At 64.1% G+C, this 23,166-nt stretch carries 23 protein-coding genes and 1 riboswitch; of the genes, 9 read left to right on the forward strand and 14 right to left on the reverse strand.

The features are described from left to right. Positions 1-62 precede the first annotated feature (62 nt). Positions 63-539 (forward strand): nuclear transport factor 2 family protein, encoded by a 477-nt coding sequence (locus BM338_RS10940; protein WP_218156328.1) that lies wholly within the window; start codon positions 63-65, stop codon positions 537-539. Between the two features lie 18 nt (positions 540-557). On the opposite strand, the gene BM338_RS10945 is transcribed toward BM338_RS10940, so the two are convergent. From BM338_RS10945 to BM338_RS10970, 6 genes are all read right to left on the reverse strand, one after another. Then, entirely contained in the window at positions 558-1,100 is a 543-nt protein-coding gene (locus tag BM338_RS10945; protein ID WP_090450902.1) for a GNAT family N-acetyltransferase, read from the reverse strand. After that, positions 1,100-1,546: a transcription antitermination factor NusB gene (gene nusB / locus BM338_RS10950; RefSeq protein WP_090450903.1), complete on the reverse strand. Its 447-nt coding sequence runs from the start codon at positions 1,544-1,546 to the stop codon at positions 1,100-1,102. Before nusB ends, BM338_RS10945 begins: the two co-directional genes overlap by 1 nt. Then, entirely contained in the window at positions 1,546-2,013 is a 468-nt protein-coding gene (gene ribE / locus BM338_RS10955; RefSeq protein WP_218156329.1) for a 6,7-dimethyl-8-ribityllumazine synthase, read from the reverse strand. Before ribE ends, nusB begins: the two co-directional genes overlap by 1 nt. Positions 2,014-2,055: 42 nt before the next feature. Next, on the reverse strand, positions 2,056-3,021 hold the full coding sequence (gene ldcA / locus BM338_RS10960; protein WP_090450905.1) for a muramoyltetrapeptide carboxypeptidase: 966 nt from the start codon (positions 3,019-3,021) through the stop codon (positions 2,056-2,058). Between the two features lie 72 nt (positions 3,022-3,093). Continuing rightward, on the reverse strand, positions 3,094-4,185 hold the full coding sequence (gene ribBA, locus BM338_RS10965; RefSeq protein ID WP_090450906.1) for a bifunctional 3,4-dihydroxy-2-butanone-4-phosphate synthase/GTP cyclohydrolase II: 1,092 nt from the start codon (positions 4,183-4,185) through the stop codon (positions 3,094-3,096). A gap of 153 nt (positions 4,186-4,338) precedes the next feature. Continuing rightward, the gene (locus BM338_RS10970; protein WP_090450907.1) at positions 4,339-4,980 is read right to left on the reverse strand and encodes a riboflavin synthase; all 642 of its coding nucleotides are present in this window, start codon (positions 4,978-4,980) and stop codon (positions 4,339-4,341) included. 132 nt (positions 4,981-5,112) lie between these two features. Continuing rightward, positions 5,113-5,311, reverse strand: a riboswitch (FMN riboswitch). A gap of 266 nt (positions 5,312-5,577) precedes the next feature. On the opposite strand from BM338_RS10970, the gene BM338_RS10975 reads away from it, so the two are divergent. Beyond that, entirely contained in the window at positions 5,578-7,662 is a 2,085-nt protein-coding gene (locus tag BM338_RS10975; protein WP_090450908.1) for a TonB-dependent siderophore receptor, read from the forward strand. Between the two features lie 11 nt (positions 7,663-7,673). Then, positions 7,674-8,375: a hypothetical protein gene (locus BM338_RS10980; protein ID WP_090450909.1), complete on the forward strand. Its 702-nt coding sequence runs from the start codon at positions 7,674-7,676 to the stop codon at positions 8,373-8,375. A 15-nt stretch (positions 8,376-8,390) separates the two neighbouring features. On the opposite strand, the gene BM338_RS10985 is transcribed toward BM338_RS10980, so the two are convergent. Genes BM338_RS10985 through glyA form a run of 5 tightly spaced genes read right to left on the reverse strand, consistent with a single transcriptional unit; the run spans position 8,391 to position 13,217 of the window. Beyond that, complete coding sequence (locus BM338_RS10985) at positions 8,391-9,398, reverse strand: Gfo/Idh/MocA family protein (protein WP_090450910.1); 1,008 nt, start codon at positions 9,396-9,398, stop codon at positions 8,391-8,393. Then, the gene (locus tag BM338_RS10990; RefSeq protein ID WP_090450911.1) at positions 9,395-10,237 is read right to left on the reverse strand and encodes a phytanoyl-CoA dioxygenase family protein; all 843 of its coding nucleotides are present in this window, start codon (positions 10,235-10,237) and stop codon (positions 9,395-9,397) included. The genes BM338_RS10985 and BM338_RS10990 overlap by 4 nt, the downstream gene beginning before the upstream one ends. Before the next feature lie 23 nt (positions 10,238-10,260). Further along, positions 10,261-11,382 carry a bifunctional diaminohydroxyphosphoribosylaminopyrimidine deaminase/5-amino-6-(5-phosphoribosylamino)uracil reductase RibD gene (gene ribD, locus BM338_RS10995; protein ID WP_255367266.1) on the reverse strand — a complete coding sequence of 374 codons (1,122 nt, stop codon included), beginning with the start codon at positions 11,380-11,382 and terminating at the stop codon, positions 10,261-10,263. Positions 11,383-11,421: 39 nt separating this feature from the next. Then, the gene (gene nrdR / locus BM338_RS11000) at positions 11,422-11,943 is read right to left on the reverse strand and encodes a transcriptional regulator NrdR (protein WP_090450912.1); all 522 of its coding nucleotides are present in this window, start codon (positions 11,941-11,943) and stop codon (positions 11,422-11,424) included. A 20-nt stretch (positions 11,944-11,963) separates the two neighbouring features. After that, positions 11,964-13,217 (reverse strand): serine hydroxymethyltransferase, encoded by a 1,254-nt coding sequence (gene glyA / locus BM338_RS11005; RefSeq protein ID WP_090450913.1) that lies wholly within the window; start codon positions 13,215-13,217, stop codon positions 11,964-11,966. A 146-nt stretch (positions 13,218-13,363) separates the two neighbouring features. On the opposite strand from glyA, the gene BM338_RS21370 reads away from it, so the two are divergent. From BM338_RS21370 to BM338_RS11015, 3 genes are all read left to right on the forward strand, one after another. Further along, positions 13,364-14,455 carry an alpha/beta hydrolase family protein gene (locus BM338_RS21370; RefSeq protein WP_143109285.1) on the forward strand — a complete coding sequence of 364 codons (1,092 nt, stop codon included), beginning with the start codon at positions 13,364-13,366 and terminating at the stop codon, positions 14,453-14,455. An 11-nt stretch (positions 14,456-14,466) separates the two neighbouring features. After that, complete coding sequence (locus BM338_RS11010; protein WP_177229301.1) at positions 14,467-15,075, forward strand: TetR/AcrR family transcriptional regulator; 609 nt, start codon at positions 14,467-14,469, stop codon at positions 15,073-15,075. A gap of 64 nt (positions 15,076-15,139) precedes the next feature. Further along, the gene (locus BM338_RS11015) at positions 15,140-16,135 is read left to right on the forward strand and encodes an aldo/keto reductase (protein ID WP_090450915.1); all 996 of its coding nucleotides are present in this window, start codon (positions 15,140-15,142) and stop codon (positions 16,133-16,135) included. Between the two features lie 12 nt (positions 16,136-16,147). Here BM338_RS11015 and BM338_RS11020 read toward each other — a convergent pair whose 3' ends face one another. Beyond that, positions 16,148-17,014, reverse strand: a complete 867-nt coding sequence (locus BM338_RS11020; RefSeq protein WP_090450916.1) for a DUF817 domain-containing protein — start codon at positions 17,012-17,014, stop codon at positions 16,148-16,150. 236 nt (positions 17,015-17,250) lie between these two features. Here BM338_RS11020 and ettA point away from each other — a divergent pair, with 236 nt between their 5' ends. The 3 genes from ettA to BM338_RS11035 all read left to right on the forward strand — a co-directional run bounded on the left by ettA (position 17,251) and on the right by BM338_RS11035 (position 20,830). Next, positions 17,251-18,918 (forward strand): energy-dependent translational throttle protein EttA, encoded by a 1,668-nt coding sequence (gene ettA, locus BM338_RS11025; RefSeq protein ID WP_090450917.1) that lies wholly within the window; start codon positions 17,251-17,253, stop codon positions 18,916-18,918. 67 nt (positions 18,919-18,985) lie between these two features. Beyond that, positions 18,986-19,798 carry an orotidine-5'-phosphate decarboxylase gene (pyrF, locus tag BM338_RS11030; protein ID WP_090450918.1) on the forward strand — a complete coding sequence of 271 codons (813 nt, stop codon included), beginning with the start codon at positions 18,986-18,988 and terminating at the stop codon, positions 19,796-19,798. 63 nt (positions 19,799-19,861) lie between these two features. After that, the gene (locus BM338_RS11035) at positions 19,862-20,830 is read left to right on the forward strand and encodes an MBL fold metallo-hydrolase (protein ID WP_090450919.1); all 969 of its coding nucleotides are present in this window, start codon (positions 19,862-19,864) and stop codon (positions 20,828-20,830) included. A 15-nt stretch (positions 20,831-20,845) separates the two neighbouring features. Here the strand turns inward: BM338_RS11035 and BM338_RS11040 are convergent, their stop codons facing one another. After that, positions 20,846-22,006: an acyltransferase family protein gene (locus BM338_RS11040; RefSeq protein ID WP_255367267.1), complete on the reverse strand. Its 1,161-nt coding sequence runs from the start codon at positions 22,004-22,006 to the stop codon at positions 20,846-20,848. Continuing rightward, the gene (locus BM338_RS11045) at positions 21,996-23,156 is read right to left on the reverse strand and encodes a threonine aldolase family protein (RefSeq protein WP_090450921.1); all 1,161 of its coding nucleotides are present in this window, start codon (positions 23,154-23,156) and stop codon (positions 21,996-21,998) included. Before BM338_RS11045 ends, BM338_RS11040 begins: the two co-directional genes overlap by 11 nt. Between the last annotated feature and the right edge of the window lie 10 nt (positions 23,157-23,166).

A 23,166-nucleotide genomic window follows, 5' to 3' on the forward strand; every position in this document is an offset into this window, starting at 1 on the left:
GCAGTCACGGCTAAACCACCTCGATAGAATCGCTCGATCCCGAACGGTCCGGAGGTTTTGCCATGGTTCGCCTGTCGTCCATGTTTCGCCACACCGCCGCGCCGCTCGGCGCCGCCCTGATCGCCCTGATGTCAGCCGCGCCGGTTCACGCCGCCAGCCCGGAAGAACAGGCCGTACTCGCTCCGTTCCAGTCCATTCTCGACGCCATCGCCAAGCGCGACCGCAACCTGATGCGCGACAACCTGCTGCCTGGTGGCATGGTCACGCTCAAGCGCGGCGACAAGATCACTCAGCTGCATTTCGATGCGTTTATCGATCACATCCCGGTGACCGGCACACAGCAGTTGCAGGAGCGCATCTACAACCCGCTGGTGAAGATCGACGACGACATCGCCGTGATCTGGACGGAGTATCAGTTCTTTATCGACGGCAAGGTGGACCACTGCGGCACCGACATCGCGCATCTGGTCAAGCGCGACGGCCGCTGGCTGGTGGCTGGCATCGCCGATACGCAGCGCAAGGATTGTCCGGCGAAATAAGCGCCGGGCCGCGAAAACTCAGCGGCTGAAAACGATGGTCGGGCTGCCGTGGTAGGTGGTGCGCTGCCACTCGCGAAAGCCCGCCTTCTCCGCCACGCGGATCGACAGCGCGTTCTCGGGCGAGATGATGCATACGGCACGCAAATGGCTGAGATGCTCCTCGCTCCAGGCAGTGACAGCGGCAACGGCCTCGCTCGCATAACCCTTGCCGTGCGCATGGGGTGCGAGCACCCAACCGAATTCCAGCATGCCTTCGAGTGAAGGAACCATATCGCGCTTCAGGTCGGCATAACCGATGTCGCCGATATAACGGCCGCCGTCCTTTTCCTCGACCGCCCAGTAGCCGTAGCCGAGCAGACTCCATAGGCCGGCATAGCGCAGGATGCGATCCCATACCTGCTCGCCATTGAACGGCACACCGCCAATGAAGCGAATGACGGCCGGATCCGACCAGATCGCCAGACAGGTGGCGTAATCGTCGGCCCGATGCGCGCGCATGCGCAGACGATCGGTTTCAAGCACGGGCGCGGAAGCCAGTGCGCCGACCGTCCGCGCCGACATCAACCTTTCTTCTCCGCCGCGCGCAGCTGCGCAGCCAGCTTGTCCAGCACGCCGTTGACGTAGCTGTGGCCGTGGTCGGCACCGAAGCGCTTGGTGACCTCGATAGCCTCGTTGATCACCACGCGGTACGGCACATCCGGGCGGTACTTCAGCTCATAGGCGGCGAGGCGTAGCGCGGCGCGCTCGATCGGGTCGATCTGGCCGACTTCGCGATCGACGTACGGCTTGAGCGAGTCGTCGAGTTCGTCGATGTGCTTCTCGACACCGTGCAGCAGATCCTCGAAGTACTCGAGGTCGGCCACTTCCATGTCCTGCTCATGCCGGAACTGGTCGATCACCGCGTTCATGTGGCTGCCGCTGAGCTGCCACGCATACAGCGCCTGCAGCGCGCGGCGGCGGGCGCGTGAGCGCGCGGCGAGATCGATGCCCTCGGGACGCTGGCTCATCACAGCTTTCCGTACAGGTTGACCATCTCGAGTGCAGCGATGGCAGCATCGGCACCCTTGTTGCCGGCCTTGGTACCGGAGCGCTCGATGGCCTGCTCGATGTTGTCGGTGGTCAACACACCGAAAGCCACCGGCACGCCGGATGCGTAGGCGGCCTGGGCCAGACCCTTGGCGCATTCGCCGGCCACGTAATCGAAGTGCGGGGTGGATCCGCGGATCACCGCGCCCAGCGCGATCACCGCGGCGTACTTGCCAGAGTTGGCCAGCTTGTGCGCGGCCAGGGCGATTTCCCAGGCACCGGGCACACGGATCAGCTCGATGTTGTCGTCTTTCACGCCATGGCGCACCAGTGCGTCACGCGCACCGGCCACCAGCGGCTCCACGACAAAGCCGTTGAAACGGCCGGCGACGATGGCAAAACGGCCCTTGGGCGCGGCGAAATCGCCTTCGATGATCTTCATGGTCAATGTGTTCCTGGGTGGACCGCGGGCCCGTAGCGGCCGGGTATTTTACGAGATTTCGGGAATCCTGCCCGGATCGGGCCGGGGGGCGCCTCCGGACAGGTGAGGGTAGCCACTGAACGACAGCGTCGCCTGCCCCGCCGCCACGCGTAGCCGCGCCGGCACGCCGAATGGCAGGGTCAGCTTGTCCGGCTCGTGCCCGAAGGGCATGCCATGCACCACCGGCACCCGGGTCAACCGACTGATCTGGGCAAAACCCGAGTCCAGGTCATAACCGTTGTCGTAGGCGCTGGGCCGGCACTGGCTGAAATCGCCAAGCACGAGGGCGCGCTGGCGATCCAATACGCCCGACAAGTGCAGTTGGTACAGCAGGCGTTCGATGCGGAACGGCGGCTCGCCAATGTCTTCCACGTAGAGGATGCCGCCTTCGATGGCCGGGAAATACGGCGTACCGATCAGGCTGCACAGCACGGCAAGGTTGCCGCCCCACAGCGGGCCTTCCACATCCAGCTCGGCGTCGCCCGGCGTTTTCCAGCTCCCGCTCGCCTGGGACGAGGTCAGCGTCTGCCAGAAGTGCTGCCAGGTGAAGGCGCTGGGTTCGGCCGCGCCAAAATCCGGCCCCAGCATCGGGCCGCCGAAGGTGGTGAGGCCGGCGCGCTTGTACAGCGCCAGCTGGAGTGCAGTGAAATCGCTATGGCCGACCAGCAGCGTGGACGAACCCGCGAGCCGTTCGCGCAGCGCGTCGTAGTGAAGCTGTTCCAGCAAACGGGTGGCGCCATAACCGCCACGGATCGCCAGCGCGATATCCGGCAGTACCTCGGCCGTCGCCAGTGCATTGATATCGGCCACGCGCTCCGGGTCGGCGCCGGCATAGCGCAGCTCGGCGCGATCCAGCACTTCCAGACCATCTACCGCACAACCTGCCGAACGCAACCGCGCCACGCCCCGCGTCACGGCGGGACGGTCATGCGGGTAACCGGAAGGAGCGATCAGGCGGATGGTGGTAGCGATCATGGCGTGTCGTCGTTGAAGGTAGCCGGCAGTATGCCGGCTACGACATGGCGAGGTCGTGGCGAAGCCATGGCCTCACACGTGCTCGACTACCTCCAGACCGAAGCCAGCCAGTCCGACCAATTTGCGCGGCGTGCCCAAAACACGCAGGCGATGCACGCCGAGGTCGGCCAGCATCTGCGCGCCCAGACCAAGCTGGCGCCACTCCTGCTGCTGCACTTCTTCCGGCGCCTGCGTGGTCGGCTGACGGCTCAGGCGGCGCAGCAGCGCATCGGGCGTGTCCTCGCCGGATAGCACCAACAGCACGCCGCGATCTTCATCCGCAATGCGGCGAAGCGCAGAAGTCACCGTGAGGCCAAGATCGTCGCGCTGCAGATGAAGCACATCGGAAAGCGTGTTGCGCACATGCACGCGCGACAGCACCGGCGCACCGTCATTCACCTTGCCGCGTACCAGCGCGAAATGCAGACCGTGGTGAATCGCGTCGCGGTAGGCCACCAGGCGGAACGGGCCAAACTCGGTCTCCACCTGCTCCTCGTGCACGCGCTGCACGGTCTTCTCGGTTTCCAGGCGGTAACGGATCAGATCCGCGATGCTGCCGATCTTCAGGCCGTGCTTCTGCGCGAAAATTTCCAGCTCGGGGCGCCGCGCCATCGAACCATCTTCGTGCAGGATTTCGATCAGCACGGCAGAGGGCTCCAGGCCCGCAAGCGCAGCCAGATCGCAGCCGGCTTCGGTGTGGCCAGCGCGCGTCAGCACACCGCCCGGTTGCGCGGTCAGCGGGAAGATATGGCCAGGCTGCGACAGATCATGCGGCTTCGCATCCGACTTCACCGCGACCTGGATGGTGCGCGCGCGGTCGTGCGCCGAGATGCCGGTGGTGACACCTTCCGCCGCTTCGATCGAAACGGTGAAGTTGGTGTGGTACGGCGACGTGTTGTCGCTGACCATCGGACGCAGGCCGAGCTGGCGCGTGCGCTGCTCGGTCAAGGTCAGGCAGACCAGGCCGCGCGCTTCGCGCACCATGAAGTTGATGTCCTCCGGCCGCACCATTTGCGCAGCCATGATCAGATCGCCTTCGTTCTCGCGATCTTCGTCATCGAGGATCACCACCATGCGGCCGGCACGGATGTCTTCGAGGATTTCGGGGATGGTGTTGAAAGCCATAACGGTGTCCCGGTGTGATGTTCTGTTTTTGCCCCTCCCCCTGCACGCAGGGGGAGGCTGTGAGGGGGTAAGCCCTTGAGCCGAGCTTCACTATTTAGTGCGGGGCTTGACCCCACCCCAGCCCTCCCCTGCTGCACGCAGGAGAGGGAGTTCTTAGGCGAAGCCGTGCTGCTTGAGAAACGCCTCATCAATACGCGGCGCCTCACCGCTACCAATCAGCCGCTCGATATAGCGCGCCACCACATCCACCTCGATATTCACCGCATCGCCCGCGCGACGCGCATGGAATGCGGTGTGCTCGACGGTATGCGGAATCAGGTTGACGCCGAAGCGGCTGCCGGTGACTTCGTTGACGGTAAGGCTGGTGCCGTCGATGCAGATGGAGCCCTTGGCGGCGATGTAGCGCGCCAGCGACGCCGGCACTTCGAACACCCAGCGCAACGAGCGTCCGTCCGGCGTGATCGACACCACCTTGCCCACACCATCGACATGGCCGGACACCAAATGGCCGCCCAAACGATCGGCAAGGCGCAGCGCTTTCTCAAGGTTCACCGGGTCGCCCGCCTTGTGCTTGCCCAGTGTGGTAAGCGAGAGCGTTTCGTTGGAAACGTCGGCGCTGAAACCGCGCGGTTCCAGTGTCACAGCCGTAAGGCACACGCCGGAGACGGCGATGCTGTCGCCCAGTTGCACGTCGGCGAGATCAAGATCGCCTGTATCGACATACAGGCGCACATCGCCGCCGCGCGGTTCGAGCCGCGCGATACGGCCCACGGTCTGGATGATGCCGGTGAACATCAGCGCACCTCCCGCTGGAGGTGGATAAAAAAGATCTTCTTGATAGCAGGCATGAAACGTTCTCCGCGTGGAGCCAATAGAGAGAACGCCCCAAGGCATGAGGCAGACGCACGGCCGCGAAGCCGTTCGCCATGCCGTCTTCTTTCATCCGGACTGTGAGGAAGCTGCTGCCAGCTTCCAACCGTCGGCTCCGGCATTCGACCGGATCTGCTGACCCTTCGCGACCGAGATCGGCGAAGGCGCTCGCGGGCTCGTTGCCGGCACATCCCAAACATGGGTTGCCCTTCAACCTACCGCCGGTGGGGAATTTCACCCCGCCCTGAAGACGCTATGGATAGTTGCCGGCATAGCCGGCCCGCGGATTCTAGCACTCCGTCCTGCGGCTTCCGCCGGCATCACTAGGCTCACGCACCGAACGCTGCGTTCCCGGCGGCCCTCCGAAAACGGCGTCATGCATGTGGCGCGACCCGCCTACCGGGCATTGTCCTTCGCACGCGATCCGCATACTATTGCGAATCATTCTCGTTTGATCGACCGCGCGACAGGCACGCCACACCAGGCCAACCCAGGGCGCCGGAACCCCACCAAGGAAAATCCATGCGCTACCCCGTTGGCCTGTCGGCCCTGGGTCTGGTCGCGGCGTGCGCGCACGCCCAAGCCGGCCAAGTCGAGCCCACCGTTTCCACACTGCAGTCGATCGACGTGCAGGGGCATACGGACAAGGGGCTGGTGGGTCAACGCGTCGGTGTCGGCGCGTTCCGCGATCAATCCATCATGGACGTGCCCGCCACCATCAACGTCGCTACCCGCGACCTGCTCGATGCGCAGGCCGACGTGAGTCTCTACGACGTGCTGCGCAACACCGCTGGCGTCACCAGGCAGCAGCTCAGCGGCGAGGTGTTCGACAACCTGTCTATGCGCGGCGTCACCCTCGACAACCGCAGCAACTACCGGCTCAACGGATCGCTGCCCTTACTCAACCTCACCGAGCTGCCGCTGGAAGACAAAGAACGCGTGGAAGTGCTCAAGGGCGTGTCCGCGCTCTACTACGGCTACACCGCACCCGGCGGCGTGGTGAACATGGTGACTAAGCGCGCCGGCAACCAGCCGGTGACCACGCTCGGCCTCAGTATCGACAACAACGGCGGCACCATCGGCCAGCTCGACGTCGGCCGCCGCTTCGGTGACCACCAGCAATACGGCGCGCGTTTCAACCTGGCCGGCGGCAGCCTGCAATCGCCGGTGGACGGCATCGACGGTGACAAACGCATGGCCAGCGCGGCGCTCGACTGGCGCGTCAACGACCGGCTGAACCTGCGCGCTGACCTGGAGTATTTCCGTAAGAAGCTCGGCGAGCAGAGCGTGATCACCCAGCCCGCCGCGAAAAACGGCAGCATCGAGCTACCGCGCATGCCTGATCCCAGCAAGCGCCTGTCGCCCGACTGGGCCGACTTTGTCGCGCATGGCGGCAACGTGCTGCTGCATGCCGACTACGCAGTGAGCGCGCAATGGCTGGCAACGCTCGAAGCCGGCCGCGCTGATCTCACTCGCGATCGACGTGCCTTTACGGAGATCAGGAACTACAACCCGCTCACCGGCCGGGGCACGCTCGCCGGCAATCGCCAGAGCGCCGCCAGCTGGAACAACCAGAATCTGCGCGCCGAACTGTTCGGCAGCTTCGCCACCGGCGCGGTGGGGCATGAACTGACCATTGGCGCGGCGCAGACCAAGTCGAACCAGGACCAGACCGTAACCGGCCAGTTCACCGGCGCGCAGAATCTCTACGATCCGATCACGGTACCGTGGCTGCCGGTCACCAAGACCACCGTCACGCCCGCCTTGAACGCGGTGGACCGCGGTCTGTACGTCACCGACCGCATGAGCTTCTCCGAGCATTGGCAGACCATTCTCGGCGCGCGCTATACCCGCTACACCAGCGACCAGGGCAGCAATCACTACAAGGCGAGCAAGACCACGCCGCTCGCCGCGCTGATCTACAAGTTCAACCCGCGCCTGATGGCTTACGCCTCGTATGCCACTGGCATCGAACAGGGCGACCGCGCGCCGAATACCGCGATCAACGTCAACGAGGCCCTGCCCCCGTCGATCAGCAAGCAGAAGGAAGTCGGCCTGCGCTGGCAGCCCAGCGATCGGCTGCTGCTTTCCAGTGCCGTGTTCGATATCGATCGCGCAGCCAGCTACGTCAATGACAGCGGCCTGTTCGTGCAGAGCGGCCGCCTGCGCTACCGTGGCATCGAACTGAATGCGCAAGGCCAGCTATCGCATGACTGGTCGCTGCAGTTCTCCACGCAGTATCTGCAGGCGCGCTTCCGCGACATCAGCACCGCGCTGGAAGACAAGACACCGGAAAACACGCCCGCCGTCACTGCCAGCCTGTTCGCCGAATACGCCGTGCCGGTTGTGCCTGGCCTTGCGCTCAACGGCGGCCTCTACTTCACCGGACGCCGACCGCTGAACAACGCCAACCAGGGCTACATCGACAATTACACGCTAGTTGGCCTGGGCGCGCGCTACGCCACGCAGATGCTCGGCAAGCGAGTGCTGTGGCAGCTCAACGTCGAAAACGCTACGGACAAGCGCTACTGGGCGGCTACCGGCAATAACCGGCTCGCCATGGGGTTGCCGCGCACGGCCAAGCTGACTGTGAAGATCGACCTGTGAGGACTTGGACCATGACCGCTTCTTTCCTGCGCAGCATTGCTGCCCTCGCCCTGCTCTGCTTGTGTGTCGTATCGGCACAAGCTGTGGCCGCCAGCCACGGCAAGAACGTGTTGCTAGTGGTGCGCAAGGACGGCAAGAGCCTCGCCTACGATCAGAAGATCGAACAGCATCTGGCGGCACGCGGCTTCACCGTCACGCTGTATGACCAGTATCAGCCGGCCGCCAAGGCCAAGGATTTCGATCTGGTGGTGCTCTCCTCCACAGTGCGTTCGCGCGACCTGCTCGGTGCGTACCGCGATACGCCGGTGCCGTTGGTGACCTGGGAAAGCGATCTGCTCGACGACATGGGCATGAGCGGCAAACATCCCGACACCGACTTCGGCAAGACCGACAAGCAACACGCCCTATGGCTAGTCAATGCCCCACACCCACTGGCGGCCGGTTTGCCGGCCGGCATCGTCAACGTGTACGTGAAGAATGCCCCGATGAACTGGGGCAAGCCCGGACTGGGCGCCAGCATCATCGCCACGCTGGCCGGCGAACCCGAGAAAGTTGCCATCTTCGGCTACGAGAAAGGCGCCACGATGGACTACGAAACGCTGGCGCCCGCGCGGCGGGTGATGTTCTTTCTCGACAACGAGACCTTCGACAACCTCACGCCCGAAGGCTACAAGTTGTTCGATGCAGCGATCGACTGGGCGCTGGCGCGCTGAGCCTCGCTCAGCGCTTTAAGCAGTAGCTCGCGACCGGTATTCCCGCAGCACTTGATCCATCACCCAACTGGTACGCGCACCCGTTTCGGCGGTGGACGGACAGGCACCGGCCTGGCCAGTAAGTTCGGCGACGATGGTCTCGATCAGCGGCTGCTGGATATGCCGTGGGTTCTCGACATGGAACTCCCTGCTGCCGTCCGCGTTCTCCACGCGGATCGCACCGTCGCCGAACGTGGCGAAACTGATCCGCCCCCGATCGCCCACCACTTCGATGCAGTCGTGATGCTTGAAGCTATCGAAATTCCACAGACCCGTGCCGAGCACGCCGTTGCCGAAAGCAAACGACATAGCCACGGTATCCTCCGGCGGATACGCCTTGAGCTGATTGCTCGCATGACCGGTCACCGACACGATCGGTCCGAACAGCCAGTCGAGGATATCCAGCGTGTGGCAGCCGATATCCATGAACACGCCACCGCCGGAAATCTCGGGAACGACGTGCCACGGCAAATTGTTCCTGTCGTGATAACGCGGATGGTGCGGCTCATACAGCACGGTGTTGACGATACGTGGCGTGCCGATCACCTTCGACTCGAACAGCAGCTCGCGCACCTTGTGGAAGCGCGGCAGCATGCGGCGGTAATACGCTACGAACACTGGCACCTTCGCCTCGCGTCCGGCGCGGATGATCGCCTCGCATTCGGCGTGGTCCATCGCCATCGGCTTTTCCACATACACCGGCTTGCCCGCGGCGATGCTCATCAGCGCGTACTGCTTGTGGGTGGAAGGCGGTGTCGCAACGTAGACGGCGTCCACATCCGGATCGGCGATCAGCAAGGCAGCATCGTCATACCACTTCGGTACGCCGTGGCGCTGCGCGTAATCGCGCGCCTTGTCGCCATCGCGGCGCATCACCGCCACCAGCGCGGAATGCGGTGCCTTCTGGAAGCCCGGGCCGCTCTTCAGCTCGGTAACGTTGCCGCAGCCGATGATGCCCCAGCGAATGGTTTTCGCGTTGCTCATTTGATGACGAATTCCTTGCTGATGAACTGCTGGTGCCAGGCATGGTACTGGTCGACTTGCGGATGACGCTCGCGCTCGGCGATATGCGCCTCTAGCGCAGCGCGCACATCCGGCGCCAGACCGCCGAGATATTCCGGTGTGTACTCACGGTGATCGAGCACGCCAAAGTGGCAGGTTGGCTCGTACTGGCTGGAGTGGAAACCGAGATGGATGGTGATGCGCCGTTCCGCGAGGACACCGGCGTAGCCGCGATGCACCGCGTAGTTGTTGTAGAACACCGCCTGTCCCGGCTGCAGCAGCAGCTGGCGACCTTCATCCAGCTCCGGCTGCGCATCCACCGGTGCGATACGTAGATCATTGCCAAAGATGTGCTGCTCGGCCTCGTTGAGCGGGCGCCGATGACTGCCCGGCACGATCCACAGACAGGGATCGAGCGTCAGCGAGATGTTCGCCTGCACGTAGTTGTAGTGGTAGTCGGCACTGAACCAGTGCGGGTCGATTTGCTCGTCCGGCACCTGCATCAGGTCGCGGTGCCACCCCTGGCGATAGTCGACACCGGCATCCGCGTAGAACAGTGAGGCACCGTCGATGATGATGCCGTCGCCGAGCAGATCGGCAGCCATGTCCCGGATGGCCGGCTGGCAGATGATGTCCTGCACCGCGCGGACATCTTTGCCCGGCTGCAGGAATTGCAGATTCATCATCTTGCCGTGTTCGCCGCGCTCGCGGCGTGCCGTCTCGACGGCGTCCACATATCGCGCGATATCGCCGGCATCCAATACCTGGCGGATCACATAACCCTGGGTCCGGAACTGCTCCAGCTCCGTCTTGGCAAGCATGTCGGTCCCCTATGCCTGGTTGTCTAAACTTTGTTGTCGCGGGCCATCGGCGCGGGACGCAGCCGCAGCCGGATATCCGATCCCAGCATACGCTGGTCGAGCAGCTGCAGATTCCAGCGTTCGCTCATGTCACTCAGTGCGGGCAGCTGCAGCAACGGACGCCCTTGGTCGCCCAGCAGCAGAGGTGCCACATAGATCAGCAGCTCGTCCGCGAGACCGGCCGCCACCAACGCACCGCAAAGCGTCGCGCCGGCTTCCACGTGCACCTCGTTGCAGCCGCGTTCGGCAAGCAGGCGGAGTACCGCCGCTAGATCCAGTTGGCCGTTCTTTTCTGCCACCGCCGTGTACTGGACGTTGTCGGCCTGCGTCAGCGCCTTCGCGCCTTCAGCGTGCAGCACCAGGGTGGGCGCGTCGCCGTCGAAAACGTGGCTCACCACAGGCGTGCGTAGCTGGCGATCCAGCACCACGCGCAGCGGCGGAGCGAATGCCTCGTCGTTCGGTAGACGCACGGTCAGATGCGGGTTATCCGCCAACACCGTGCCACTGCCTGTAAGGATCGCGGAACAGCGCGCACGCCAGCGCTGCACGTCCGCACGCGCGGCCTCACCGGTGATCCACTTCGAGGTGCCGTCCGCCAATGCGGTGCGCCCATCCAGACTCATCGCCAGCTTCACGCGCAGCCACGGACGGCCGCGCTCGATGCGGCTGAAGAAACCGATATTGAGTTCGCGCCCGGCCTCGCGCATCAGGCCCGAGTCAACGGTAATGCCGGCGTCGCGGAGTTTGCCGATACCGCGTCCCGCCACTTGCGGAAAAGGATCTTCGGTCGCGATCACCACACGGGACACACCCGCGGCGATCAGCGCATCCGCGCACGGCGGCGTGCGTCCGTGATGCGCGCAGGGTTCCAGCGTCACATAGGCCGTCGCACCGCGCGCACGTTCGCCCGCCGCGCGCAATGCGAACACTTCCGCATGCGGCTCACCGGCGCGCTGGTGCCAGCCCTCACCCACCGCTTCTTCGCCATGCGCGATAACGCAACCGACACGCGGATTTGGTTGGGTGGTGAACAGGCCGCGTTCGGCCAGGCGCAAGGCCTGCGCCATGTGCTGATGATCGAGAACGCTGAAATGGGAGATCGTCATGCGGGCATTCTCGCAGAACGCGTGGCCCGCGGAAAAACGTCAGCCTTTCTTACTGCGCTTGATGCCGCCTTCGCCGAGCAGCGACAGCTGCAGGTTCTCGAGGCCCGGCAGATCGCGCTCGAGCTTCTCGATTTCCTCGCGGAACGCCTGCACGTCCTCGAACTTGCGGTAGACCGAGGCGAAGCGCACATAAGCGACCTGGTCGAGCTTCTTCAGTTCGCGCATCACCAATTCGCCGATCTGGCGCGACGGCACTTCGCGATCGCCGCTCTTGCGCAGGTCGTTGATGATGGTGCGCACGGAGACATCCACCGCATCGCTCGCTACCGGCCGCTTCTGCAAGGCGCGCTCGAAACTCACGCGCAGCTTGCGCTCGTCAAAACTCTCGCGCCGTTCACCGCTCTTTACGATCGCCGGCAGCTTTAACTCTGCCGTCTCGAAGGTATTGAAGCGCTCGCCGCATTGCGGACACTCGCGACGACGGCGCACGGTGGCGCCGTCCTCGGCAAGGCGTGAATCGATCACGCGCGTGTCTTCATGCTGGCAGAAGGGGCAATGCATGGTGGGCGACTAGAAGCCTGTCAGCCGTAGACCGGGAATTTCTTGCACTGCACCGTGACCTTCTCGCGCACCTTGGCGAGTACCGACTCATCGGCCGGCGCATCGAGTACGTCGCAGATCCACTGGGTCAGTTCCACCGTGTCGGCCTCTTTATAGCCGCGAGTGGTGATGGCCGGGGTACCGACGCGCAGGCCGGAGGTGACGAAGGGCTTGCGCGGGTCGTTCGGCACGGCGTTCTTGTTGACGGTGATGTGCGCCTTACCCAGCGCCTCTTCCGCGTCCTTGCCGGTCACGTCGCGGCCGATCATATCGACCAGCATCAGGTGATTCTCGGTGCCGCCGGAGACGATCTTGTAGCCGCGTTCGATGAAGGTCTTGGCCATCGCCTTGGCGTTCTTCACCACTTGTGTCTGGTACTCCTTGAACGACGGCTCCAGCGCTTCCTTGAACGCCACGGCCTTGGCCGCGATCACGTGCATCAGCGGGCCGCCCTGGATACCGGGGAACACGATCGACTGCAGCTTCTTCTCAATCTCTTCGCCGGCATCCTTGGCGACGATGATCCCGCCGCGCGGGCCGCGCAGGGTCTTGTGCGTGGTCGAGGTGACGACATGTGCGTGCGGCACCGGATTCGGATACACACCCGCGGCGATCAGGCCGGCGACGTGCGCCATATCCACGAACAGATAGGCACCAACCTTGTCGGCGATGGCGCGGAAGCGCGCCCAGTCCATCACTTGCGAGTAGGCGCTGAAACCCGCCACGATCATCTTCGGCTTGTGCTCCAGCGCAAGGCGCTCGACTTCGTCGTAGTCGACCAGGCCCTGGTCGTTCACGCCGTACTGGATCGCGTTGAACAGCTTGCCGGAGATGTTGACCTTGGCGCCGTGGGTCAGGTGGCCGCCGTGCGCCAGGCTCATGCCGAGGATGGTGTCGCCCGGAGTCAGCAGCGCGAAGTACACCGCTTGATTGGCCTGCGAGCCGGAATGCGGCTGCACATTGGCGTAGGTGGCGCCGAACAGCTGCTTGAGGCGGTCGATGGCGAGCTTCTCGGCCACGTCCACGTATTCGCAGCCGCCGTAGTAGCGCTTGCCCGGATAACCCTCGGCGTACTTGTTGGTGAGCACGCTGCCCTGCGCTTCCATCACGCGCGGGCTGGCGTAGTTCTCCGAAGCAATGAGTTCGACGTGGTCTTCCTGACGGCGCGCTTCATCGGCCATGGCCTGGGCCAGTTCAGCGTCGTAACCGGCGATCGTCTCGTTCTTCGGGAACATTCGGGCCTCGTCGTGGCAAGCGGGGGAAAGACTCCGGAGTGTAACGGTCATGGGCTATGGCCGGCCACCGGCGGGGCTCTTGTCCGCACATTGCGTACAATGTACCGTACATTGCACGCAACCTGGCCGCGAAGGGGACATAGCTCATGGGGATTCGTTTTCCACGCGCTGAAAAGCGCCTCGCCGCGCACTCGCGATGGCTCGCCGCGCTGCTGTGGCTGCTGCCGCTGGCGCTTTCAGCCCAATCCGCGACCGGCGTGGGCATGGTGTCCATCCGCATTCCCGATCCGGTGAGTGGCGGGCAAACCGATGGCTATGTGTTCTATCCGTCTTCGCAACCGGTCCACGGTGCCACTGCGATCGGGCCCTACGAAGTCGCCGCCGTACCGGATGCTCCGGCGCTCCCCGGCACCAGGCCGCTGGTGGTGATCTCCCATGGCAACGGCGGCAGCCGCCTCGGCCATCACGACCTCGCAACCTACCTGGCCAGCCACGGCTTCATCGTGGCAACGCTCAATCACCCCAAGGACGATTTCCAGGACACCAGCGGCGTGGGGCATGCCGAAGTACTCGCCGGCCGACCGCTGCAGGTCAAATCCACCATCACCACCCTGCTCGCCGATCCGCACTGGAAGAACCTGATCGACCCGGAGCGTATCGGCGTCGCCGGTTTCTCGGCGGGCGGGTATACGAGCTTGATGCTGCTCGGCGCGCGCCCGAAGTTCGAACGCTTCATCGACTTTTGCGATCAGCATCCGGAGGTCAAGGACGTCTGCGGTACGCGCGCCAAACTGGAAGCCGAGATGGCCAAACAAGGCCGGACCATCAGGGATTACCTCGCCGACGTGCAGAACGACATGGGCCACTGGGGCGACACCGCTGATCCGCGCGTGAAAGCCGCCTTCGTCATGGCGCCGCTCAGCCTGGTGTTCGATGAAGCAGGTCTCGCCCCGATACACGCACCGATGTTCCTGTACTACGGCCAGAACGATCACGTGCTGCCGCCAGCGGATAACGCGAAACACATCCGGCCTTTGCTCAAGAACCTGATGGCCGTGAAAGAAGTGCCGAAAGCGGACCACTGGGTTTTCATCGCACCTTGCTCAACGGCACTCGCGAAAGAAGCCCCCACTATCTGCACCGATCCGGCAGGCGTGGACCGCGCCAAAGTTCACGCGCAGATCAACGCCGATGCCCTGGCCTTCTTCCGCAAGACGCTCAAGCTGCCCGGCCACTAAGGAAACCCCACGTGCCCAAAGCCCTTCGCGAAGACGAAACCGAAGCTTTCCGCGCGCGCATCTGCGAAGCCGCCGCGCGCCTCTACGTGGAGGAAGGCCCGGCCGCGGTCACCATGCGCCGCATCGCCAGCGAACTGGGCTGCGGCACGATGACGCCGTACCGCTACTTCGGTAACAAAGACGACATCATCACCGCCGTGCGTACACGTGGCCTGCATGAGTTTTCCGCCGCACTGGAACGGGCGCTCGCATCGCCGGGCGACGGCCGTGCACGTAGCCGCGCGGTGCGCGATGCCTATATCGCTTTCGCCCGCGCCAACACCGCCACCTACCGGCTGATGTTCGAATTCCCCGAACAGAACCGCGCCAACCCCGCGTATCGCGAGGCGCACGAACGGATGTGGCAGACCATCGCCGCGCATGTCGATGTGATGGTTGCCGAAGGCGTGGTCGAGGCCGAGGCGCCCATCCTCGGCCATCAGATCTGGGCCGCCCTGCACGGCGCCGTGATGCTGGAAATCGCGGGTCTGTTGCCGCCCGGTTACGACGCCGCCTCGCTGCATACGCGCACCGCTGGCACTCTGTTCGATGCGGCGCGTCCGAAGCCCGATCGCGACTGAGGCAGTTGGCTTCCGCCATGCCGGAAGCGCACCATGCGCATTCCCTTTCGGTGGAGCGCTTCCCATGAAGTTCCGCACCCTCGGCAGGCACAACCTGCATGTCTCCGCGCTCGGCCTTGGCTGCATGGGCATGTCCGACATGTATGGCGCCACCGACCGCAGCGAAAGCATCGCTACGATCCACGCCGCACTCGACGCTGGCATCAACCTGCTCGATACCGGCGACTTCTACGGTATGGGCCATAACGAAATGCTGTTGGGTGAAGCGCTGGCTGGGCGCTCACGCGACAGCTATCTGCTCAGCGTGAAATTCGGCGCGCAACGCGGCCCCGGCGGCGAATGGCTCGGCTACGACGCCCGCCCCGCCGCCGTCAAAGCCGCCCTCGCCTACTCCCTCAAGCGCCTGCGCACCGACTACGTCGACATCTACCGCCCCGCGCGACTCGACCCCAACGTGCCCATCGAAGACACCGTCGGTGCCATCGCCGACCTGGTCAAAGCCGGCTACGTGCGCCACCTCGGCCTGTCTGAAATGGGCGTCGACACCATCCGCCGCGCCTCCAGCGTGCTACCCGTCGTCGACCTGCAGATCGAATACTCGCTGATCTCGCGCAGCATCGAACAAGCCATCCTTCCCGCCTGCCGCGAACTCGGCACCGGCATCACCGCCTACGGCGTCCTCTCACGCGGCCTCATCAGCGGTCACTGGTCAAAAGACCGCAGCACCGATGCCCGCGATTTCCGCACCCACAGCCCCCGCTTCCAGGGCAACAACCTCAATCACAACCTGGCCTTGGTCGATCTCCTGCGCGAACTGGCCGAGGCGCGTGGTGTCAGCGTGGCGCAGCTGGCCATCGCCTGGGTGTTGGCGCGTGGAGAAGACATCGTGCCCCTGGTCGGTGCACGCACACGCTCACGCCTGACTGAAGCCCTGGGCGCACTCGACATCACCCTCGGTATGGAAGATCTCGCCACCATTGAACGCGCCATCCCATCCGGCGCGGCAGCCGGCGATCGCTATAGCGCACAGGGCATGGCATCGCTGGACAGCGAGCGCTAAAGGCAGATGGCATCAGCCACCTGTGCCGCCTCGCCGCCTCGCCACTGCCGACACCATCACATAGCTGATGATCATCAGCAGCAACCACGCCCCCAGCTTGCCCACCGGCACCATGCTCCAGCCGTGCCGCTGCGCGGGATAGCGCCAGGCGGAGGTGAACGTACCGATGTTCTCCGCCAGCCAGATGAAACCCGCCACCAGCACGAAGCCGAGCAACAACGGCATCCGGCGATACGTGTCGCGCACCCGGAAGAAGATCCAGGTCCGGCCGAACAGGACCACCACCGCGGCAAACAGCAAAAAGCGGGCATCCGGCAGGTAGTGGTGTGCAAAGAAATTGAGATAGATCGCCAGCGCCAGCCACACCGTCGCGCCGAACGACGGGTGGCGTACGAAGCGGAACCCGAACAGGCGCCAAGCCCTCGCGATGTAACTACCGACCGAAGCGTACATAAAGCCGGTGAACAACGGCACGCCGCCGACGCGCAGCACCGACGCCTCGGGATACGTCCATGAACCCACCGCTGTCTTGAACACCTCCATCGCTGTGCCAACCAGATGGAACAACAGGATGAGCCAGGCCTCCTCACAGCTCTCCAACCGGAGCGCCAGCAGCACCACCTGGATCCCCAACGCGGCCAGCGTCAGAAAGTCGTAGCGGGCCAGCCACGCATCCCCCGGGTAGAAAGCCCAGGTCACAACCAGCAGGGCCACCATGCAGCCGCCGAAAAGGCAGGCGGAAGCTTGCTTCACCCCGAAGCAGACAAATTCGTGAAGCGCCACGGCCCAACGGCCGCGCCGCGCCGCCAGCCCCGCCGCCCGTGCGTCCAGCCGCGCCACTCCGCGTATCAATGGCCCATCCGTCCCCAGTCGCTCCATGCCACGCGCTCCGTCCATCACAGGAACCGCAAGCATGGGGGGCGGGCATGGCGCACCAGCAACGGAATAGGGCGACAAGAGGGCGGCAGCCGAAAAAAACCGGGCACGACGCCGCAAGATAGTCCCGGCCTGTCACCGAGACGATCCGCCAACCCGCTATAATGCGCGGTTTGATACCCACGCCCAGCGCATTGCCCGCCTTCCGGGCCAGCGCCGCGCACGCCTCCGGAGGCTCCATGAGCTCGCAGTACATCTACACCATGAACGGGGTCAGCAAGATCGTTCCCCCGAAGCGCCAGATCATCAAGGACATCTCGCTCAGCTTCTTCCCCGGCGCCAAGATCGGCCTGCTGGGCCTGAACGGCGCGGGTAAGTCCACGGTGCTGAAGATCATGGCCGGCGTGGATACCGATTTTCAGGGTGAGGCCCGCCCGCAGCCGGGCATCAAGGTCGGCTATCTGGCGCAGGAGCCGCAGCTGGATCCGGAAAAGACCGTGCGCGAAGCAGTCGAGGAAGGCGTCTCCGTCATTCTCGATGCGCAGAAGCGCCTGGAAGAGGTCTATGCCGCCTATGCCGAAGAAGGCGCGGACTTCGACAAGCTGGCCAAGGAGCAGGAGCAGCTGGAAAGCATCCTCGCCGTGAACGACGCCCATGCACTGGAGCGTCAGCTGGAAGTGGCCGCCGACGCGCTGCGCCTGCCGCCGTGGGACGCCAAGATCGGGCCGCTGTCGGGTGGTGAGAAGCGCCGCGTGGCGCTGTGCCGCCTGCTGCTGTCCAAGCCGGACATGCTGCTGCTCGACGAGCCCACCAACCACTTGGACGCGGAGTCGGTGGATTGGCTGGAGCAGTTCCTGCAGAACTACCCTGGCACCGTGGTGGCGGTGACCCATGACCGCTACTTCCTTGAGCACGCTGCCGAGTGGATCCTCGAACTCGATCGCGGCCGCGGCATTCCGTGGAAGGGCAACTACACCGATTGGCTGGAGCAGAAGAGCGAGCGCCTGGCCCGTGAAGAAGCCGCCGAGAAGGGTCGCCAGAAAGCCCTCGCACGCGAGCTGGAGTGGGTACGTTCGGCTGCCAAGGGGCGTCAGTCCAAGGGCAAGGCGCGTATCAACCGCTTCGAGGAACTGAACTCGGTCGAGTACCAGAAGCGCAACGAAACCAACGAACTCTACATTCCGCCGGGCGAGCGCCTGGGCCAGGAAGTGATCGAGTTCAAGAACGTGTCCAAGCAGTTCGGTGATCGCCTGCTGATCGACGACGTCTCGTTCAAGGTGCCGCCGGGCGCCATCGTCGGCGTGATCGGCCCGAACGGCGCCGGCAAGTCCACCCTGTTCAAGCTGATCACCGGCCAGGAAAAGGCCGACTCGGGCGAGGTCAAGCTCGGCCACACCGTGCAGCTGGCCTATGTGGACCAGTCGCGCGACAGCCTCGATCCGAACAAGAACGTGTGGCAGGAAATCTCGGACGGCGCCGACATCATCACCATCGGCAAGTACGAGCTGCAGTCGCGCGCGTATATCGGCCGCTTCAACTTCAAGGGCACCGACCAGCAGAAGATGGTTGGCAGCCTGTCGGGCGGTGAGCGTGGTCGACTGCATCTGGCCAAGACCCTGATGCAGGGCGGCAACGTGCTGCTGCTTGACGAGCCGTCCAACGATCTGGACGTCGAAACGCTGCGCGCGCTGGAAGACGCCATGCTGGAATTCCCCGGCTGTGCGATGGTGATCTCGCATGACCGCTGGTTCCTCGACCGCATCGCCACGCACATCATCGCGTTCGAAGGCGACTCGCACGTCGAGTTCTTCCCCGGCAACTACAACGAGTACGAAGCGGACAAGAAGCGCCGCCTGGGCGACGAGGCCGCCAGGCCGCATCGCGTGAAGTACAAGAAGCTGGCGTAACACCATTGAGACAACGTCATTCCGGCGCAAGCCGGAATGACGAACGCAAAGATCACCGGAGACCACGATGCACTTCATGCAATCACTGCAACAGGCATGGATCCGCAACAACTCACTGGTCTGCGTCGGTCTCGATCCAGAACCCGCGAAATTCCCGGCGCACCTGCAAGGGCGCCCGGACGCTGTTTTCGAATTTTGCAGCGCCATCGTCGACGCCACTGCCGACCTGGTCTGTACCTACAAGCCGCAGATCGCGCACTTCGCCGCGCTGCGTGCGGAAGATGCGCTCGAGCGCCTGATCACGCATATCCACACCAAGCATCCGAACGTGCCGGTGATCCTCGACGCGAAACGCGGCGATATCGGCAGTACGGCGCAGCATTACATCACGGAAGCCTTCGATCGTTTCGGCGCCGATGCGGTGACGCTCAATCCGTACCTCGGCCGCGACTCCGTGCAGCCATTCCTTGATCGCGCCGACAAAGGCGTGATCCTGCTTTGCCATACCTCCAACCCCGGCGCCGCTGACCTGCAGGATCTGGACGTCGGCGGCAAACCGCTCTACCAGCACGTTGCGCAGATCGTCGCGCGCGACTGGAACACCCACGGCAACTGCGCCCTGGTCACCGGCGCCACCTGGCCGGAGCAGCTGGCCGAAGTGCGCGCGCTGGTTGGCGATGTGCCGCTGCTGGTGCCAGGCATCGGCGCCCAGGGCGGCGACGTGGGAGCCGTGGTACGCAACGGCCGCACGGCCAGCGGCACTGGCCTGATGATCAGCTCCTCGCGCGCCATTCTGTACGCGGGCAACGGCGAAGACTTCGCCCAGGCCGCGCGCAAGGCCACGCTGGAACTGCGCGACACCATCAACCGCTATCGCTGAGCGGTACTTTCCGGGCAGCCACACACGCGGCATAGTCGTGGCTCGCATCCGGATGGTGTGCTCATGCAAGAAGCCGACGAAAGCCGCATCGATCTTCGCCGCCGGCGCCTGTTGCAGACAGCGGGCTTTTCATTGGGCGCCATTGCCTGCGGCGTCCTGCCGACAACGCTGCGCGCCGCCCCGGCTTCCCGCTCGCGCCTGATCCTGCTCGGCACCGCCGGTGGGCCGACACCGAAACCCGATCGTTCCGCACCTGCGCAGGCTATTGTGATCGATGGCGTGATCTACGTGATCGATTGCGGCAATGGCGTCGCGCGCCAGATGGTAAAGGCCGGACTGGACCTCGGCGCAATCCGCCAGGTCTTCATCACCCATCAGCATTCCGACCACAACGCCGACTACGGCAATCTGTTGTGGCTGGCCTGGGCCGCGAAGCTGCATACGCGTGTGGATACGTGGGGGCCGCCGCCGCTGAGCGAGATGACGCGTCAGTTCCTGGCGATGAACGACTACGACATCCGCACTCGCATCTCCGATGAAGGTCGACCGCCGCTCGCGCCATTGATCGTGCCGCACGACATCACACAAGGCGGTGTGGTGATGCAGGACGAGCGGGTCAAGGTGACGGCCGCGCTGGTCGAACACCCGCCCGTCACACCGGCCTTCGCCTATCGCTTCGACTGCCCGGACCGCTCTATCGTGATCTCCGGCGATACACGCCCTTCAGAACACCTGATCAAGCTCGCTCATGGTGCCGATGTGCTGGTGCATGAAGTGATGTATCTGCCCGCGCTGGAGAAGCTGATCGCCACCGAGCCGAATGCCGCCCGCCTGCGCGAACACCTGCTGGCCAGTCACACCACGACCGAACAGGTGGGCCGCATCGCGACCGAAGCCGGTGTGAAAACCCTCGTGCTCTCGCATTTCGTGCCGGGCGGTTATCCGCCCATAACGGACGAGGTATGGCGCGATGCCGTTGCCCCGCATTTCAAGGGACGCCTGATCGTGGGCCACGACTTGCTGGAAATCTGACGCCCCTATCGCACCTCAATCCATCAATACCCCGATGGGGGCTGCCTCACTTCTTCCCGACACCGCCCAACGCGCGCGCAGCCATCGCTCGCACGGCACAGACACAAAGCGCTCTACCGCCACGCCGAGCAGCCAGCACAATGGCACCGCCGGCAAGTACCACAGCCAGCCCATGCGCATATCGCCGCCAAGCGCGTGAAACAACCGCACCACCGCGTACACCACGAACATATGGGTGAGGTAGATCTCGTAACTCAGCCGTCCCCAGCGGCGTAGCCAGCCGAAGCCCGGCAAGGGATGCGATATCCCCTCGCGCACCCGCAACTGGCAGGCGATCAACACACAGACGGCTGAAAAAGTGAGCAGCAACATCACACCGTCCTGTAAAAGCGGCCAGAACCAGGGCATGCCGATAAAAATCCCCACCAGTCCACATGTTCCCACCCATTGCAGGACATGCACGGCCCAGCGCGGCGCACGCCAATGCGCGACCAGCACCGCGCCGAGCACGCCCATGGCGATGGCCGCCATGCCGGGCAGATAGGCCTTCTCCTTCCAGATCTCATTGCCCTCGATCGCGGCCAGTGTCCACGGCAGGCTCATGGCAAAAAGCAGCAGCACCGGCATCAGCAGCCAGCTACGCCGCAGCAGCAGGCATGCCAGCGGAAAACCGAGATAGAACATCTCTTCGATCGATAGCGACCACAACACGTCCCAGTTGCCTGGCAGATAACCTGTCTGCCCTTCGTACCAGTTCAAGTGCAAGCCCAGCGCAGCAAGGATGGCGCGTGGCAGCGACTGCCCTTCGCCTTTGATGGTGTAGTCCTGCACGCCCAACAGATGAAGCACGCTCAGCACACCAATCAGTGCCAGCAGGCACGGCACGATGCGCGCGAAGCGACGCGCATAGAACGCTTTCATGTCGATCTGATCCAGACTGCCCCACCGTCGCAGGGCGTTACCCGCGATCAGGAAGCCTGAAATTACGAAGAACACGAACACTGCTTCGTAACCGTTGAAGTTGAGTGCACTCAACAAACGCGTCGGAAACACATCGGCCAACGCCGTTTTCTTCAGCGGTATGCGCAGGCCGAGGTGATGCAGCACCACCAGCAGAATGGCGATGCCGCGCAGCAGATCGATGCCGGGATTGCGCCCAGCGGGTTCAGGCCGCAAAAGCTTTGACGATGGCATCGGGCGATTTGCGCAGCAGGGTTTCGTTGAAGGTCAGCGCCACGCGCCCCTCGTGTAGATCGCCAATCATGACGTCCGCCTTGCGCAGGCGCTCCGCCAGACCTTGCCGGCGCCCTTCGGCCACCTGCAGGAAATGGATGTTGGTGCCCTGCTCCACCCGCTGCACTGTATAGCCGTCCAGAGTCGCCAGTCCGGCCAGCACGCGGTCGCCCGCTGCGCGCACCTTGGCGAAGCGCTGCTCGAAACCGTCGAGACTATCCATCGCGAGCAATGCGGACTGCCAGCCGTGGAAGATGGTGCCGCCAAAGATATGCCGCGTATCGCGCGCCTTGGCCATGGTCGCTTTGTTGCCCGCCAGGATCGCACCGAACGGCGCATCCAGATACTTGTAGAGCGACACATAGACCGTATCGAACGGCGCCGCGTACTTCGCCGCGCTGAAGCCATCGGCGCCACTGTTGAGCAACAGGCGCGCGCCGTCCAGATGCATGCCGATGCCTTTGACACGCGCGCGCTCGGCGATCGCCTGCACCGTCTCGAACGGCACCATCGCGCCGTCGGCGCGGCGCACCGGACTCTCCAGTGAAATCGCGCCGATCGGCAGTGGATAGGCCGCTTTCTCGGAAACCGTGATCGCTGCGTCCACTTCGGCCAGCGTCGGCGCGGCGCGGCCCGGCGCCAGCGGCACCAGATTGATCGCACTCAGCGTGGTGACCGCATCGCTCTCGTCGCAGTACACATGGCTTTCCTGTTGCACCAGCGCACGCCGCTTCTCCCCACACAGCAAACGCAGCGCCACCTGGTTGGCCAGGGTACCGGTGGACAGGAAGGCGGCGTCCTCCTTGCCTAGCAACTTCGCGAAACGCTGCTCAAGCTCTTCCACCGCCCCGCCGCGAAGATAGAAATCGCTGGCCTTGTCGCGCTTCTGCAAAATCGTATCCAGCCGCGCCAGCACATCGCGCCCGTAATGGGGCACGTTGTCGCCCTGCAGGATCACGGCCCGGTTAATGCTCTGCGGGTCTTGCGGACTCTTGGGCGAACCGGCCGCGAATGCCGCCGGCATCGCGCCAGACCACAGCGCGGTAGCCGCGCCCACACTCAACGATGACCGGAGAAAATCGCGACGATCCATTAGTGCCTCC

The sequence above is a fragment of the Dyella sp. OK004 genome, from assembly GCF_900114495.1.
In the GTDB taxonomy this organism is placed as follows: Bacteria; Pseudomonadota; Gammaproteobacteria; order Xanthomonadales; family Rhodanobacteraceae; genus Dyella_D.

Excerpts from the sequence above, each read along its gene's own strand:
- BM338_RS10940 (WP_218156328.1), top strand. The coding sequence starts at position 63 with ATGGTTCGCCTGTCGTCCATGTTTCGCCACACCGCCGCGCCGCTCGGC.
- BM338_RS10945 (WP_090450902.1), bottom strand. The coding sequence starts at position 1,100 with ATGTCGGCGCGGACGGTCGGCGCACTGGCTTCCGCGCCCGTGCTTGAA.
- nusB (WP_090450903.1), bottom strand. The coding sequence starts at position 1,546 with ATGAGCCAGCGTCCCGAGGGCATCGATCTCGCCGCGCGCTCACGCGCC.
- ldcA (WP_090450905.1), bottom strand. The coding sequence starts at position 3,021 with ATGATCGCTACCACCATCCGCCTGATCGCTCCTTCCGGTTACCCGCAT.
- ribBA (WP_090450906.1), bottom strand. The coding sequence starts at position 4,185 with ATGGCTTTCAACACCATCCCCGAAATCCTCGAAGACATCCGTGCCGGC.
- BM338_RS10970 (WP_090450907.1), bottom strand. The coding sequence starts at position 4,980 with ATGTTCACCGGCATCATCCAGACCGTGGGCCGTATCGCGCGGCTCGAA.
- BM338_RS10975 (WP_090450908.1), top strand. The coding sequence starts at position 5,578 with ATGCGCTACCCCGTTGGCCTGTCGGCCCTGGGTCTGGTCGCGGCGTGC.
- BM338_RS10980 (WP_090450909.1), top strand. The coding sequence starts at position 7,674 with ATGACCGCTTCTTTCCTGCGCAGCATTGCTGCCCTCGCCCTGCTCTGC.
- BM338_RS10985 (WP_090450910.1), bottom strand. The coding sequence starts at position 9,398 with ATGAGCAACGCGAAAACCATTCGCTGGGGCATCATCGGCTGCGGCAAC.
- BM338_RS10990 (WP_090450911.1), bottom strand. The coding sequence starts at position 10,237 with ATGCTTGCCAAGACGGAGCTGGAGCAGTTCCGGACCCAGGGTTATGTG.
- ribD (WP_255367266.1), bottom strand. The coding sequence starts at position 11,382 with ATGACGATCTCCCATTTCAGCGTTCTCGATCATCAGCACATGGCGCAG.
- nrdR (WP_090450912.1), bottom strand. The coding sequence starts at position 11,943 with ATGCATTGCCCCTTCTGCCAGCATGAAGACACGCGCGTGATCGATTCA.
- glyA (WP_090450913.1), bottom strand. The coding sequence starts at position 13,217 with ATGTTCCCGAAGAACGAGACGATCGCCGGTTACGACGCTGAACTGGCC.
- BM338_RS21370 (WP_143109285.1), top strand. The coding sequence starts at position 13,364 with ATGGGGATTCGTTTTCCACGCGCTGAAAAGCGCCTCGCCGCGCACTCG.
- BM338_RS11015 (WP_090450915.1), top strand. The coding sequence starts at position 15,140 with ATGAAGTTCCGCACCCTCGGCAGGCACAACCTGCATGTCTCCGCGCTC.
- BM338_RS11020 (WP_090450916.1), bottom strand. The coding sequence starts at position 17,014 with ATGGAGCGACTGGGGACGGATGGGCCATTGATACGCGGAGTGGCGCGG.
- ettA (WP_090450917.1), top strand. The coding sequence starts at position 17,251 with ATGAGCTCGCAGTACATCTACACCATGAACGGGGTCAGCAAGATCGTT.
- pyrF (WP_090450918.1), top strand. The coding sequence starts at position 18,986 with ATGCACTTCATGCAATCACTGCAACAGGCATGGATCCGCAACAACTCA.
- BM338_RS11035 (WP_090450919.1), top strand. The coding sequence starts at position 19,862 with ATGCAAGAAGCCGACGAAAGCCGCATCGATCTTCGCCGCCGGCGCCTG.
- BM338_RS11045 (WP_090450921.1), bottom strand. The coding sequence starts at position 23,156 with ATGGATCGTCGCGATTTTCTCCGGTCATCGTTGAGTGTGGGCGCGGCT.